At 63.1% G+C, this 14,776-nt stretch carries 12 protein-coding genes; 6 read left to right on the top strand and 6 right to left on the bottom strand.

Going from position 1 to position 14,776, the window contains the following annotated elements; all coding sequences use genetic code 11:
• The first annotated feature begins 39 nt into the window (after window positions 1–39).
• The 6 genes from glpT to tyrA all read left to right on the top strand — a co-directional run bounded on the left by glpT (window position 40) and on the right by tyrA (window position 8,078).
• Window positions 40–1,407, top strand: coding sequence for a glycerol-3-phosphate transporter (gene glpT / locus J9892_RS09685; RefSeq protein WP_102948239.1), 1,368 nt, complete (start codon window positions 40–42; stop codon window positions 1,405–1,407).
• A 101-nt stretch (window positions 1,408–1,508) separates the two neighbouring features.
• The gene (locus J9892_RS09680) at window positions 1,509–2,267 is read left to right on the top strand and encodes a DeoR/GlpR family transcriptional regulator (protein WP_010674233.1); all 759 of its coding nucleotides are present in this window, start codon (window positions 1,509–1,511) and stop codon (window positions 2,265–2,267) included.
• Window positions 2,268–2,716: 449 nt separating this feature from the next.
• Entirely contained in the window at window positions 2,717–4,204 is a 1,488-nt protein-coding gene (gene glpD, locus J9892_RS09675; RefSeq protein ID WP_210538237.1) for a glycerol-3-phosphate dehydrogenase, read from the top strand.
• Window positions 4,205–4,306: 102 nt separating this feature from the next.
• Complete coding sequence (gene glpQ / locus J9892_RS09670; RefSeq protein ID WP_103243388.1) at window positions 4,307–5,386, top strand: glycerophosphodiester phosphodiesterase; 1,080 nt, start codon at window positions 4,307–4,309, stop codon at window positions 5,384–5,386.
• Between the two features lie 360 nt (window positions 5,387–5,746).
• Window positions 5,747–6,820: a 3-deoxy-7-phosphoheptulonate synthase gene (locus J9892_RS09665; RefSeq protein ID WP_010674236.1), complete on the top strand. Its 1,074-nt coding sequence runs from the start codon at window positions 5,747–5,749 to the stop codon at window positions 6,818–6,820.
• Between the two features lie 118 nt (window positions 6,821–6,938).
• Window positions 6,939–8,078: a bifunctional chorismate mutase/prephenate dehydrogenase gene (gene tyrA / locus J9892_RS09660; RefSeq protein ID WP_048207358.1), complete on the top strand. Its 1,140-nt coding sequence runs from the start codon at window positions 6,939–6,941 to the stop codon at window positions 8,076–8,078.
• A 114-nt stretch (window positions 8,079–8,192) separates the two neighbouring features.
• On the opposite strand, the gene hdfR is transcribed toward tyrA, so the two are convergent.
• The 6 genes from hdfR to J9892_RS09630 form a co-directional block, all read right to left on the bottom strand.
• Window positions 8,193–9,068 (bottom strand): HTH-type transcriptional regulator HdfR, encoded by an 876-nt coding sequence (hdfR, locus tag J9892_RS09655; RefSeq protein WP_039038620.1) that lies wholly within the window; start codon window positions 9,066–9,068, stop codon window positions 8,193–8,195.
• The gene (locus J9892_RS09650; RefSeq protein ID WP_010674239.1) at window positions 9,068–9,424 is read right to left on the bottom strand and encodes a DUF413 domain-containing protein; all 357 of its coding nucleotides are present in this window, start codon (window positions 9,422–9,424) and stop codon (window positions 9,068–9,070) included. Before J9892_RS09650 ends, hdfR begins: the two co-directional genes overlap by 1 nt.
• 290 nt (window positions 9,425–9,714) lie before the next feature.
• Window positions 9,715–10,197, bottom strand: a complete 483-nt coding sequence (gene eco / locus J9892_RS09645; protein WP_005328180.1) for a serine protease inhibitor ecotin — start codon at window positions 10,195–10,197, stop codon at window positions 9,715–9,717.
• A gap of 187 nt (window positions 10,198–10,384) precedes the next feature.
• Entirely contained in the window at window positions 10,385–10,942 is a 558-nt protein-coding gene (locus J9892_RS09640) for a DUF1566 domain-containing protein (RefSeq protein ID WP_102948244.1), read from the bottom strand.
• Window positions 10,939–12,291 (bottom strand): DUF1566 domain-containing protein, encoded by a 1,353-nt coding sequence (locus J9892_RS09635; protein ID WP_210538240.1) that lies wholly within the window; start codon window positions 12,289–12,291, stop codon window positions 10,939–10,941. Before J9892_RS09635 ends, J9892_RS09640 begins: the two co-directional genes overlap by 4 nt.
• 62 nt (window positions 12,292–12,353) lie before the next feature.
• A complete protein-coding gene (locus J9892_RS09630) occupies window positions 12,354–14,768 on the bottom strand; it encodes a proprotein convertase P-domain-containing protein (RefSeq protein ID WP_210538236.1) in 2,415 nt (804 codons plus the stop codon).
• Window positions 14,769–14,776 lie beyond the last annotated feature (8 nt).

Raw genomic sequence — 14,776 nt, 5'->3', positions numbered from 1 at the left:
TTCGGCAGTAGCGGCCTAAGAAGTGGGAAGCCTCGCCGCTTGCGGCGGGGAGCAGTCACTCTCTTCAGGCCTGCACCCCATATCGACCGGCTGCCGGCCGACAAGGTGGATCCCTTCTATAAACGCATGCGTTGGCAGGTGTTCTTCGGGATCTTCTTCGGGTATGCGGGTTACTACCTGGTACGGAAAAACTTCAGTCTGGCGATGCCCTACCTCATCGAGCAGGGCTTCTCCCGCGGGGATCTGGGTCTGGCCCTCTCCGGCGTCTCCATCGCCTACGGTCTCTCCAAATTCCTGATGGGGAACGTGTCGGACAGATCCAACGCGCGCTACTTCCTCTCCGCCGGTCTGCTGCTCTCGGCAGGCATCATGTTCATGATGGGGACCATGCACTGGGCTACCTCCAGCATTGGCATCATGTTCGTGCTCCTGTTCCTGAACGGCTGGGCACAGGGCATGGGCTGGCCTCCCTGCGGCCGCACCATGGTGCACTGGTGGTCACAGAAGGAGCGGGGTGAGATCGTCTCGGTCTGGAACGTGGCCCACAACGTGGGCGGCGGCATGATAGGCCCCCTGTTCATCCTCGGCATGGGCTGGTTCAACGACTGGCGCAGCGCCTTCTATGTGCCTGCGGCGGCGGCGGCGGCCATCGCGGTGATTGCCTTCTTCGTGATGCGCGATACCCCGCAATCGGTCGGTCTGCCCCCCATCGAGGAGTACAAGAACGACTACCCGAAGGATTACAACGAAAGCCACGAGCAGGAGTTCTCCGCCAAGGAGATCTTCATGAAGTACGTGCTGCACAACAAGCTGCTCTGGTATATCGCCATCGCCAACGCCTTCGTCTACCTCATCCGTTACGGCGTGCTGGACTGGGCGCCCACCTATCTGAAAGAGGCCAAGGACTTCAGCGTGGATCACTCCTCCTGGGCCTACTTCCTCTATGAGTGGGCGGGGATCCCGGGCACCCTGCTGTGCGGCTGGATCTCCGACAAGATGTTCAAGGGCCGCCGTGCCCCGGCAGGCATCCTGTTCATGGTGCTGGTGACCCTCTCCGTGCTGGTCTACTGGTTCAACCCGGCGGGGAACCCGACCATCGACATGATGGCCCTGGTCGCCATCGGCTTCCTCATCTATGGCCCCGTCATGCTGATCGGCCTCTACGCCCTGGAGCTGGCGCCCAAGAAGGCGGCCGGTACCGCGGCGGGCTTCACCGGCCTGTTCGGTTATCTGGGTGGCGCGGTCGCGGCCAACGCCATGCTGGGCTATACCGTTGACCACTTCGGCTGGGACGGCGGCTTCATGGTGCTCACCGTCTCCTGCGTGCTCTCCATCATCCTGCTGGCCATGACCCTCAAGCACGAGAACGAGTCGATTGCCGCCAAGGCGGCTGCCCATAAGGCATAAAACGTGATCCTGCCCTTATCGATTGGAAAAGGGATCAGGTACACTGCCAAAGGCCCCGCACCTGCCGGGGCCTTTTTTCGTCTCATCTGCGGAGTGCAAGCGTGAAGCAAACCCAACGACATCTGGAGATCCTGGACGTCCTGACCCGGCAGGGTTTCGTCTCGACCGACGATCTGGTGACCCATTTTGACGTCAGCCCCCAGACCATTCGCCGGGATCTCAACGATCTCGCCGAACAGAACAAGATCCGGCGCCATCACGGCGGGGCCTCACTGCATTCGAGCACCGTCAACACCGCCTACAGCGCCCGCAAGGTGATGCAGCTCAAGGAGAAGGAGCGCATCGCCCGGGAAGTGGCCGCCAACATCCCCGACGGCTCGTCGCTCTTTATCGACATCGGCACCACCACCGAGGCCATCGCCCGGGCCCTGCTCGACCACCGGGAGCTGCGCGTGGTCACCAACAACCTGAACGTCGCCAGCATCCTGACCGCCAAGGATGACTTCACCGTCATCATCGCCGGCGGCGAAATTCGCAACCGGGATGGCGGCATTGTCGGGGAGGCGACCCGCGACTTCATCGGCCAGTTTCGCATGGACTACGGCGTCATCGGCATCTCGGGCATCGACAGCGACGGTTCCCTGCTCGATTTCGACTATCACGAGGTGAAAATCGCCCAGGCCATCATCGCCCACTCCCGCCAGGTGTTCCTGGCCGCCGACCACACCAAGTTTGGCCGCAACGCCATGGTCAACCTCGGCAACCTCAACCAGATCCACGCCCTGTTCACGGATCAGGAGCCGCCGGAGAAGCTGATGCGACTGATGTCCCAGCATCAGATCGCCTGCCATATCTGCTGAGCTTCCCCGTACAGGCATCAGGCCGCCTCGGGGCGGCCGCTTTTTTTTCTGCCCCCTCCCGGCCTGCGGCGTCTCCCTTGCGGCGCCTAAGAGGCCAGTTCCTGGCGCTGACACACCTTCTTTGACCCCTGATGTTGCCCCCGCACTCGGGCACCCGGTTTGCACCGACGCTAGGCGCCTGCGAGGAATTCACGCCATCGCCTTCATCACCTTGCCCCATGGGCACCCCCATCCGGCACTCTTTGTTCTCCTCCCTGCCCGAAATGGCTGTTTCCGGCAGACCTTAGCTTGGCCAGGCCATCACCGACTGGCAGCATTTTTAGCATTGTGAAAACAATCGCGATCACATTTCTCTCACGAAATGTTCGTTTATTGGTTTTTTATGTTCTAATATGAGCGAAATCAAACATTGCTGTCATGGCAAACACAAAATAAGAAAGTAGGTGAACATGAGCGAACATTATGATCTGGTCGTCGTCGGCGGCGGCATCAACGGGGTCGGCATCGCGGCAGATGCGGCGGGGCGGGGGCTGAAGGTGGCGCTGTTCGAGGCGAGCGATCTCGCCTCTGCCACCTCGTCCAACTCCAGCAAGCTGATCCACGGCGGCCTGCGCTATCTCGAACATTACGAATTCCGGCTGGTGAAAGAGGCGCTGGCGGAGCGGGAGGTCCTGCTCGGTATGGCTCCCCACATCGCCCGTCCCATGCGTTTTCGTCTGCCTCATCGCCCGCACCTGCGTCCGGCCTGGATGATCCGCGCCGGTCTCTTCCTTTATGACAACCTGGCCAAGCGGGACAGGCTCAAGGGGAGTTGCGGTCTGCGCTTCCTGCCACAGGACGGTCTCAAGAGCGGCATCAACAAGGGCTTTGAATACTCGGACGCCTGGGTCGACGACGCCCGGCTGGTGGTGCTCAATGCCATGCTGGCGCGGGACAAGGGCGCCGATGTCCAGACCCGTACCCGCTGTGTCAAGGCGGTGCGCGGCTCCAAACACTGGACCCTGACGCTGGAGCGGGAAGGGGGCGAGCAGTTCACCGTCAGCTGCCGTGGTCTGGTCAATGCGGCGGGCCCCTGGGTCAAGACCTTCTATGACGAGAGCCTGAGCGAGAAATCCCCCCGCGGCATTCGCCTCATCAAGGGGAGCCACATGATAGTGCCGCGCATCCATGAGCGCGAAGAGGCCTACATCCTGCAAAACGAGGACAACCGCATCGTCTTCGTCATCCCCTACCAGCAGGACTATTCCCTCATCGGCACCACGGACGTGGAGCACAAGGGCAGCCCGCGGGAGGCCAAGATCAGCGATGCCGAGATCAACTATCTGTGCAAGGTGGTCAATGCCCACTTCACCAGGCAGATAAGCCCGGCAGACGTGGTGTGGACCTATGCCGGGGTGCGCCCCCTGTGTGACGACGAGTCCGATTCACCCCAGGCGGTGACCCGGGACTACACGCTCGAGCTCAGTGGTGAATCCGACGGCGCGCCGCTGTTGTCGGTGTTTGGCGGCAAGCTCACCACCTACCGCAAGCTGGCCCAGGCCGCCTGCAACAAGCTCAAGCCCTGGTTCAGCCAGATGGGAGAGGACTGGACCGCCTCCTGCCGGCTGCCCGGTGGCGAGTTCGACTGCTCGGTGCGTGAACTGGCGCGTGCCTTTGCGCTGGAATTCGACTGGCTCGACGATCGCAGCGCCCTGCGCATCGCCGAAGCCTATGGCGCTCATGCCCGCCTCTGGCTGAAGGAGGAGCGCGGCCAGCACTTTGGCGCCGGACTGTATGAATCCGAAGTGCGCTATCTCATCGCGCGCGAATGGGCCCACTCCCTGGAGGACATCCTGTGGCGCCGCAGCAAGCTGGGGCTGCGCCTGTCGGAATCCGAACAGCAGCAGCTCGGTGCCTGGCTGCTCGAGCACCACCACGCCCTGCCCGAAGCCTGCTGATGACCCATGGCGGGCGGCCTTTGCCGCCCGCCGTCAAACTGCAATAAACCCCTGCTATAACAATTACCTGCATCCTACACACCATAACAACGAGACCTCTTGATGAAGCAACCTCACCGTACCCTGATAGCCCTTGGCCTTGGGGCTGCCCTGGCGCTGCCCGCACTGGCCGCTGACGAAGGCAAAATCGTGATCGCCCACCGTGGTGCCTCCGGTTACCTGCCGGAACACACCCTGGAATCCAAGGCCCTGGCCTATGGCATGGGCGCCGACTATCTGGAGCAGGACCTGGTGATGACCAAGGATGACCAGCTGGTGGTGATGCACGATCACTTCCTCGATGGCATCACGGACGTGGCCGAGCGCTTCCCCGGCCGGGCCCGCCCGGACGGTCGCTACTATGTGGTGGATTTCACCCTGGACGAGGTGCGTTCCCTGCGCATGACCGAGCCGTTCCAACTGGTGGACGGCAAGCAGGTGCCGGTCTATCCGGCGCGCTTCCCGTTGTGGAAGTCGAGCTTCAGGATCCACACCTTCCAGGAAGAGATCGAGATGATCCAGGGGCTCAACAAGAGCACCGGCAAGCACATCGGCATCTACCCGGAGATCAAGGCTCCCTGGCTGTTCCGCCACGAAGGCAAGGACATCTCCAGGGCTGTGCTCAAGGTACTGAAGGAGTACGGCTACACCAGCAAGAGCGACAAGGTCTATCTGCAGTGTTTCGATGCCAACGAGCTCAAGCGCATCAACAGCGAGCTGATGCCCGCCATGGGTATGGACTTGAAGTTGGTGCAGCTGATGGCCGAGACCGACTGGAACGAGACCATGGTCTACGATGCCAAGGGCAAGGCAACCCCCTATGACTACGACTGGATGTTCAAGCCGGGGGCCATGAAGACCATCGCCACCTATGCCGAGGGGATAGGTCCCTGGAAACCCATGGTGGTAACCGAGCCGGGCACTCCCGGCAAGCCGGTCTTCACCGGCATGGTGAAAGAGGCCCACGCGGCCGGTCTCAAGGTGCATCCTTATACCTTCCGTCAGGATGAGGGGCAGATCCCGGCCTATGCGAAAGACTTCACCGACCTGCTCAACATCTTCCTCTACCAGGCCGATGTGGATGGGGTATTCAGCGACTTCCCCGACAAGGCGGTCGAGGCTATCAAGGCCCACGGCAAATAATAAAAGAAGAGCAACACGGGAATGCAAGCGGGGCCAGGTGCCCCGCTTTTTTGTGCCCGGCGTCATCGCCGGGATGAGGGGCCATGAGAGGGGGACAGAGAGATGATATTGAAATGGATGGATGTAATCTAATGTTTACGATTCGGGGCTAATTTGGCCTCGCGAGTCGCTACTTTTGAGTTGTTTCACTCTGCATTCTTGGTCATTTATCCATCTATCAGCGTGCAAAGACGCTGGTTTCACTTGATTGTTTGTTTTTCCTTGGTAAGGTGGGGGCGGTTGCGTAACAAAGTGCTGACTTGTGTAAATAAAAATATACGGTCAGCGCCCTTGGCTTGAAACAGTAGAGAGAATGAGAAGATGCAAAGAGATCCCCTGAACAACATCCATATCCAGTCCGAACAAGTGATGATCACGCCTGCCCAGCTCAAGGAGAAACTGCCCATCTCCGATCGCGCGTTGGCATTCGTGCAAGGGGCCCGCAATACCATCGCCGACATTATCCACCGTCGCGATCACCGCCTGCTGGTGATCTGTGGTCCCTGCTCCATCCACGACATGGACGCCGCCAAAGAGTACGCAACCAGACTCAAAGCGCTGCATGACGCCTATCAGGACTCTCTCTACATTGTCATGCGGGTCTACTTTGAGAAGCCGCGCACCACGGTCGGCTGGAAGGGCTTTATCAACGATCCGAACCTGGATGGCACCTTTGACGTGGAGCTGGGTCTGCACCGCGCCCGCGAGCTGCTCTGCTGGCTGGCCGAGCTGGAGTTGCCGCTGGCCACCGAGGCGCTCGACCCCATCAGCCCGCAATACCTGGCGGAGCTCTTCTCTTGGTCGGCCATCGGTGCCCGCACCACCGAATCCCAGACCCACAGGGAGATGGCGTCCGGCCTCTCCATGCCGGTCGGCTTCAAGAACGGCACCGACGGCAACCTCGGCACCGCCATCAATGCGCTGCAGGCGGCCTCCAGCCCCCACGCTTTCATGGGGATCAACCAGCAGGGTCAGGTCGCGCTGCTGCAGACCCAGGGTAACCCGGATGGTCATGTGATCCTGCGCGGCGGCAAGCACCCGAACTACGACTCGGTCAATGTGTCGCTGGCGGAAGAGGCGCTGGAGAAGGCGGGTTTGCTGCCCGGTCTGGTGGTGGATTGCAGCCACGGCAACTCCAGCAAGGATCACCGGCTGCAGCCCAAGGTGGCCGACAACGTCATTCACCAGATCCAGGAGGGCAACCGCTCCATCATCGGGGTGATGCTCGAATCCAACCTGTTCGAAGGCAACCAGTCCAGCGAGCAGCCCAAGTGCGAGATGCGCTACGGCGTCTCCATCACCGATGCCTGCATCGACTGGGAGACCACGGATGCGCTGCTGGCCCGCTGCCACAGCCAGCTGGCGGCACCACTTTTGGCCAGAACATCGGCATAAGCCGTGGTATCTTGTTGTAACTGATTGAACCATCGAGGTATCACGGCCCACGCAGTGATACCTTGTTGCCTCTTGAATGACAGGGCGTCGCTGCGGGCGGCGCCAGCAGGGACTGGACATGGCGGAAGAGTTGAATGCCCTCAGGGACAAGATAGATGCGGTGGACAAGCAGCTGATTGATCTGCTGGCTGCCCGTCTCGCCCTGGTGGGGGAAGTGGGGGAAGTGAAGAGCCGGCACGGCCTGCCCATCTACGCGCCGGATCGGGAGGCGAGCATGCTGGCCCGCCGCCGCGCCGAGGCCGAGGCACTGGGGGTGCCGGGGGACCTTATCGAGGATGTGCTGCGCCGGGTGATGCGCGAGTCCTATATTCTGGAGTCCGCCAGCGACAAGGAGCACCACTTCAAGTGCATGAAGCCTGAGCTCGGCAAGGTGGTGATCATCGGTGGCCAGGGGCAGCTTGGCCGCCTGTTCGGCAACCTGTTCAGCCTCTCGGGCTACCGGGTCGAAACCCTGGGTCAGGCCGATTGGCCACGCGCCGACGAGATCCTGCACGGCGCCGGGCTGGTGATGGTGGCGGTGCCCATCGACGTCACCTGCCAGGTGATCGACCGGCTCGGCAACCTGCCGGCGGACTGCCTGCTGGTGGACGTGACCAGCGTCAAGAGTGAACCGCTTGCCCATATGTTGGCGGTACACCAGGGGCCGGTGCTGGGGCTGCACCCCATGTTCGGGCCGGACGTGGCGAGCCTCGCCAAGCAGGTGATCGTCTGCTGTCAGGGGCGCGAGCCCGCCGCCAGCCAGTGGCTGTTGGAGCAGATGACCATCTGGGGGGCGCGTTTGCAGCAGGTGGAGGCCAAGGCCCACGACGAGGCGATGACCTTCATTCAGGCGCTGCGCCACTTTGCTACCTTCGCCTACGGCTGGCACCTCTCCCGGGAGCAGGCCAACATCGACCGCCTGCTTGCCTTAAGCTCTCCCATCTACCGGCTGGAGCTGGCCATGGTGGGACGGCTGTTTGCCCAGGATCCCCACCTCTACGCCGACATCATACTGTCGTCGCCGCAGAACCTCGCGATGATCCGTCGTTACTACCAGAACTTCGGCGAGGCGCTGGGCCTGCTGGAGCGGGGCGACAGGGAAGGCTTCATCGAGGCCTTCAGCCAGGTCTCCGGCTTCTTCGGCGAGCGGGCGGAGGAGTTCCTGCGCGAGAGTCGCACCCTGCTGGCCCAGGCCAACGACCGTCGTCATCACGGCTGATGCACAAAGACATCCATACAAAAGGGGCCTGATGGCCCCTTTTTAATGTTGTTTGTGCTGCACCGATAACCAAGGTAGATGAAAACACAGGTCTGGGCGTGAAATCGCCCTCTTTCATTCGGCAGGCGGTTGACGCAAGTCGGCGTCATGCCAGCCCAGCGGCAGGGTGAGCAGCTGATCGATCAGCTCCCGGCGGTCGGATTTCTCCAGATAGGCGAGGTAGAGCGGGCGGCTCAGGGATTGGCCCCCTTCCACCAGATGAAGCTGCCCCTGCTCCAGGAAGGGGCTCACCATGCGCCTTGGCAGGTAGGCGGCGCCACCGTTGGCCAGCACGAATTGCAGGGCCATGCTGGCGGAGCTTGAATGCAGCACCGGGGTCTTCTGCAGGCTCTGCAATCGGCTCGATGGCGGTTCGAAGCTGGTGCCCCAGTCGAGATGAATGTGGGGCATCTGCATCAGGCTGTCGGCGTTTGCGGCCGGCTCCCGGCTCACCAGTTCGAACACCAGCTCGCCGATGGGGTGCAGGGCAATCTCGTCGATCTTGGTCGGCTCGGAGAGCAGGGCGAGATCGAGGGAGCGCTCCAGCAACTGGCGACAGAGGTGCTCGCGGGAGGCGGTTTCGAGGCGCACCGCGAGGCCGGGGGCCAGGGCATAGACATGGTTGAGCCAGTCGTTGAAGTCGAGCTCCCAGAAGACGGCGGGGGCGCCGATGGCAAGCTGCTGGCTGAAACCGGGGGAGAGGGCCACGTCCTGCTTGGCGCGCCCCAAAGTATGCAGAATGGCGTCTGCGTAGGGCAGCAGACGCTCACCGGAGGCAGTCAGGCGGATGTTGTTGCGATGACGGGCAAACAGGCTGACCCCGAGTTGCTGCTCGAGCTGGCGGATCCGGAAGCTCACCGCCGACTGGGTCAGGTAGAGATTTTCAGCCGCCCGGCCAAAGTGCCGGGTCTTGCTGACCTCGATGAAGGTCCGAAGCAGCTCGGTATCCATTAATCGAGGGACTCGTCGCTGCCGCCACCGCCGCCTTCAAAGCTGCCACCCGCATCTTCATTGGCGCCGCCTGCGACGGTGCACAGACGGTGCACGCGCTTGGGACCAATCACCTTCAGGTATTTGAACCACACCTTGGCGTGGGGGTTGTTGCCGGCTGCGCCGGATTTGACCTGTTCGATAAAGGCACTTTCTACGTCATCGCGCGGGGCCAGGTTGCCCTGATAGAGCGCCAGCATCACTGTGCCGTACTTTTCCAGACTGTCCGCTTCGGCCACGGTGAATTCGCCACTGCGACGCAGGCCACGGGGAAAATGTTTGAAGTCGTTGAAACGCTTGTCTGATTCGAAGCTCATAGTGCTCTTGTTCTGGTTAGTTTGACCTTTGCGGGCAAGTATCATCAGGCCGTCGCAGAGTGCAAAATCAATTTTCTTACTATGTTAATAAATATCTTTTATCGAACAGCCTTTGTCTCATCCCGAGGGAGAATTTTGCGGTCCGCAGCACAAAAAGCCTGAAAAATAGTGGAGTTATGTCAGGTTTTGTACAGCTGGACCCGGTCTCTGCAGGGTAAAAACAATAAAATAAAGGCGCCATACGGCACCTTTGTGTGTTCATGGATTGGCTGAACCTGAGCGTCGGGCACTCATTCAATCATGGCTGGCTGCGCCAGGTTGTCGGCACGCCACAGACGGTAGCGCACTTCATACTCCTGCGGCACATAGATGACGAACGGCAGCTTGGAGTTGTAGTTCACGAAGAAGCCCTGACCATAGATCTGGACGAAGCTCTCTTTCTTCTGGCCATCCGGGCAGGCCATCAGGGTGCTGACAGGACCCGAGACCTGGCCCAGGGTCAGGTAGTTGTAGCCCCAGCCCTTGACGCTGTGCTGTTCCAGGTTGCCGGCGAAGCGGGGCAGGTTGCAGTCCACCAGCATCTTCTTGCCCACTTGCAGCTCGACCATCATGTCGGCTTCGTTTTCGACTTCCGGCAGGCGGATCACGACACGTTCCTGGTTCACTTCGGCGGCAGGGAACATGCTGATATCAAATTTTTTCGGTTCGGCGGCGAAGGCATGGCCGCCCAGTAACAAGGCGCCCAGCAGGCTAAAACGCAATACGGTTTTCATCTGTACCTCATGGGATTGGTTCAACGCCGCTAGACTAACCGCTCTGCCCGTTTCACGCCAGCGCTCCGGCGCGCAAAACCAGCCTGAACCGGCACCGGGTGACGTAATTTGATGCTTTTTTGACGCCTTCCACCCCAAAGGGGCCATTCGGGGGAAAACCGGGCAGGGGAGTCCCCGCCCGGATGGCTCACCTTACCAGCAGCACCTGCTTTGCCCAGGAGCCTGGGACCCGCATGCCGACGGCGCCACTGGTGATGTCCAGATAGGCGACGCCCTTGCTGGCGGGCACCGGGGTCGAGGACCAGAGGTAGACATAGCCGTCGTTCACCTCCTTGCCGTCCCCGGCCATGGCGCGGGGGAAGATGGCCTCGTTCAATGCCGGCTTGTAGCAGGCGGATTCCAGTATGCTGGTGAGCTCCTTGATGGTGGGCAGGCGCCAATCGGTATGGCCGCCGAAACCGTGGAGGGCATGGGTCGGCTCGGTGCGGATCCGCTCTGCGGTCAGCAGGGCCTGCTGCCAGTAGAGCCGGGTCGGCTCGCCGCTGCAGCTTCCATTCTGCCAGCTTTGGCCGAGCTGGCAGCGCATCCAGGTGAGGCCGGAGGCCCGGTCGGTGACGGTGCCGTTGCCGCGATCCAGGAAGCGGGAGCTGGGGCTGGTGCGTGGCATGGTGTCGTCGCAGATGGCGATGGCCAGTGCCAGCGGGCTGCACAGGGTGAGCAGCAGGGTCAGAAGATACTTGTTCATCGGGTTACCTCGGCCACAAGGCGCAGTTGCAGACCGTTGGCATCATCGCTGTTTTGAACTGGAGTGGGATAGTCGGTGCCGGCATCCTCGCCGAGGAAGATGTGTGCAATGGCGCTCAGGGGGGCGCTCTCGAGGCGTCGGGACGGGGTCAGGGTCTGGCTCCAGTAGTAGCCGCTGAAAACCGTGGTCGTGGTGCCGACATCGGGGAAGTAGCGCACATCCAAGCTGACCAGCTGGCCATCCTGGCGGGCGAGGGAGCCGTAGTGCTGCAGGCTCATCAACTCGCGGGAGTGGGGCAGACGCCAGCCCTGGATGCCGCACAGCTGCTGCGCATCGAGCCACTGACGATACTGCTCGGTGGAGCAGATGGCCTCCCCCTCGGGGCAGGCGTAGTCCCGCTCCTCCTGGGTGGGCACATAATCGCCGAGGGACCAGGCGAAGGTGCGGTGCTTGTCTCGCGGGCTGTCGGCATCATCGAGCTTCTTCTCCCAGATGAGGCCGGTGTTGAGATCCTCCACGCACTCCCACTCGTCGGCATTGTCCGCCAGGGGCTGCCCCTTGCCGTCCAGCTTGCGATAGCGCAGGGGCGCCTGGCCCAGGCTCGCCTCCTGGCCCGGGTGATCCGCAGGCTCCTGGGTGAGCAGGTAGTCGACACCATCCGTGTAGGTGGTGACGCCGCTGGCGGTCACCAACGCCCGGGGTTGCTGCTGCATCAGCACGGCGGCGAGTCTGGCCTGCTGGCTCAGGAGCTCGGGGCTTGCGGCAAAGTGCCGGGCGAGCTCGGGCAGCAGGGTGACCTGCCCCTGCCAGATCTGGCGTTGGCGCTCGCCGGTGGCGAGACCTGGCAGGCTGGCGGCGTCATCCCGTGTCGTCAGGGCGAGCGCCTCCAGTGCCCTGTTGAACTCCTCCAGCTGCACCAGGGCCGCGAGTCCCTGACCCGGTTGCAGGGGCGCAAGGGCGAGCAGCAGCTCGGCCTGGGCAGGCGGTATCCCGTCCGCGACCCGGGTCTGCAGCAGCGTGCTCAAGGGGGTGGGGGTGAGGTGCTGATCGTCCAGGCGCGCTGCCGGGTGGGTCAGGGTCAGGGCGCCCGGCTCCCGGGGGAGGAACAGCAAGGGGCTGGTGAGCAGGCCGGGGGCGCTGGCGCTCAACTGGCGCGCGCCAGCCTCGCCACTGACCACGGGCTCGCCTGGCTCGCAGTTGTCGTTCTGGTTCTGGTTGACGCACAGGGTGCCCGCTGCGGGCAGGTTGACCGTCAGACGGTAGTCCGGCGCGGTCAGGGGCGCCTCGTCGGATCCGCCACCACCACAGGCGCTGAGCAGGGGGGCCAGCAGACAGGCCAGCGGGGTCATTCTCATCTTCATTTCTTGTCCTTGGAGGGGCCTTGGCCCCTCTTTGCTTTTATGGGGATGGATCAGCTGCGACGGCAGAGGCGGCGCCAGAGGGTGAGCGGCAGCAGCCAGAGCAGGTTGACAGTACCGCCCCCGCTGCTGTCCGCCGTGTCGAAGTGGATGATGCCGTCATCCGGCGGGGCGACGGGCTCACCACACTGGGCGCCGGTGCGCTGGCTGATGCTCCAGCCGGTGATGCGCCCCTGATGGCCCGGTTTGCTGTCCACCACCTCCAGGGTCCAGCGACCGGCCAGCGGCTCTCCCACCAGGGGGGTGAAGGGCTGCAGGGGCAGCAGCTCGGTGGGGAAGACCCCCTTGAGCCGTGGCAACGGGCTGTATCCCTTGTCCCAGATCTGGATGCGGGTGCCTGAGGGGGAGTTGAGCCAGATCTCCAGCTCATCCAGGGCCAGGTGTTGCAAGTCCAGGTTCAGCTGCAGGCGATCGCTCACCCGGGCGTCGCTCTTCTCCAGCACCAGGCTGGTTTCGCTGATGCCGCGCACCTCCTCGCTCTGGGCATCCTTGAGGGTCAGCGGCTGGCCGTTGGCCCGGCTGATGACGGGGGTGCCTATGGGCAGGGTGAGGGACTGCTGCCACTGACGCTCGGTCGGGCTGGTGCCGCTCATGGCGAGGCTCACCGGCAGGCTCACCTCGTCGCCACAGGCCAGCGGGCTGGCGGCCAGCAGTCGTACTGTGGTGGTGAGGCTGGCACCGGCCGCCAGGGTGGTTGCTGACCAGGCCAGGGGATCGGCCTGCAAGCCGGCGGGCAGGGACAGGGTCAGGGCGTTGAGGGTCACCGGGGTGCTGCCGGCGTTGCTGAGGGTCAGCTGCACCGACTGGCGCTGCCCCAGCGGGATGGCGCTCCCCTCGGCGAGGGCAATATTGACGGGAGCTTGCAGCAGCCCGTGCTGGCGAAATGCCTGCTCCAGCAGACGGGCATAGGCTCGCGTCGGGTAGAGACGGGCTGCAGTATCCACGGTGATCCGGGCCAGTTGCGGCATGCGAATGGCCGGCCCCAGGCCGAAGTGGGATTCGATGATGACGCGATCAAACTCGTCCCTGGCCGCCTCACCGTGCTCGGCCACCGCCGTCAGCAGGGCCTGGAACAGCGGGGTGCCCCAGAGCTGATCCCCGTTGCTGCCGTTGATGGTGCGGTGGGCCGGGTAGCGGTAGTACGGATGGTAGCGGGCGCGCAGATCGTCGAGCTGGCGCGGGGTGCGGTCGGTGAAGCGGGCATCCCAGTTGAACACCATGGCGGGTTCGAATTGGCGACCGGCTTCGCTGCGCTGGCGTTGACTGGCGGCCAGGTAGTCGCCAAAGCCCTCGCCGATGGCTCCCCAGTCACCCTCTTCCCCGAGATCCGGCAGGATGTGGTGCTGTACCCCGTGGCCGAACTCGTGCCAGATGACCATGGGATCCTCGGCATCGGGCACGCCGCTGCGACCCAGCTCCAGCCTGCGTTCGAACGGATCGTAGAGGGAGTTGTCCTGATAGCCCGCGTCCGTGTCGATGTCGAGCGCCCCGGGGATGAGCTCGGTGAAGCCGAGCGCCTTGAGGTGGCGCTGGGCGAGATCCAGATGGTAGTAGGCGTTGATGTCCGCAAAGCCGCGATCGTCCCGGGTCAGGCGAAAACCCTGCACGTCACTGCTGCTGTAGGGGGCCGATTCGGGGGCCATGACATCCACCACCCTGGCATGGGGGCCGCTCAGGCGATACTGCCCGGCTTGCAGGCTCACCGGCAGGGGAACCGGATCCTGGTAGGCGGCTTCTGCCAGCACCAGCGCGTCGTGCCAGACCAGGCTGGCGTCCTGCAGGCGGGTGCGGGGATCGGGGTCGAACACCCGTGCCTGAACCTGCTGATCGCCTGCGTCGGCGACATGCAGAGGGCGGGTAGTTGCCTGATCCCCGAGACGGCCAAGCTCCTGCTCCCCGTCGCAACGGGCAAACAGCTGCACCTGGCTGGCCTTGGCATTGCCTGCCTTGTGCTCGCGCACCCGCTGGCGCAGGGTAGGCACCAGGGTATCGCCGTCTCGCCAGTACCAGGCTTCGACCGGCCCCAGCGTCTCTATCTGGTTGCCGTCGGTGCGCAGGGTGGCGAGCAGGGGATCCAGGGTGCCGCTGGCATCGCAGCCGGGCGCTGTGCTCTGCAAGGGGCGCAGGTTGTGGTAGAGGCGCCAGGGGCGGCCGTCCCCGTCGACACTGACGGCGGCCTGGGTGGCGGCCACCGGCAGGCCGTTCACCAGCTGGCGAAAGCTGTAATGGTGGCCGAGCAGGCTGGCCCTGTCGTAATCGGGGGCGAGGAGCACACCGAGGCGCTGCTCGAGCCAGCGCTTCGGCGTCGTGGTCAGGGGTTGTTCATCGACAAACTGCAGATCGGCCGCCAGCAGCGGCGATGAGATCAGGGTTGCCGCCAGCCAGAGGGCCAGGGAAGAGGGTTTCATGGTTCACT

It is taken from the genome of Aeromonas sp. Prich7-2 (assembly GCF_017939255.1).
Classification (GTDB): Bacteria; Pseudomonadota; Gammaproteobacteria; order Enterobacterales; family Aeromonadaceae; genus Aeromonas; species Aeromonas caviae.
The sequence above is the reverse complement of the archived record's forward strand: the minus strand, read 5'-3'. Positions and strand labels throughout refer to the sequence as shown.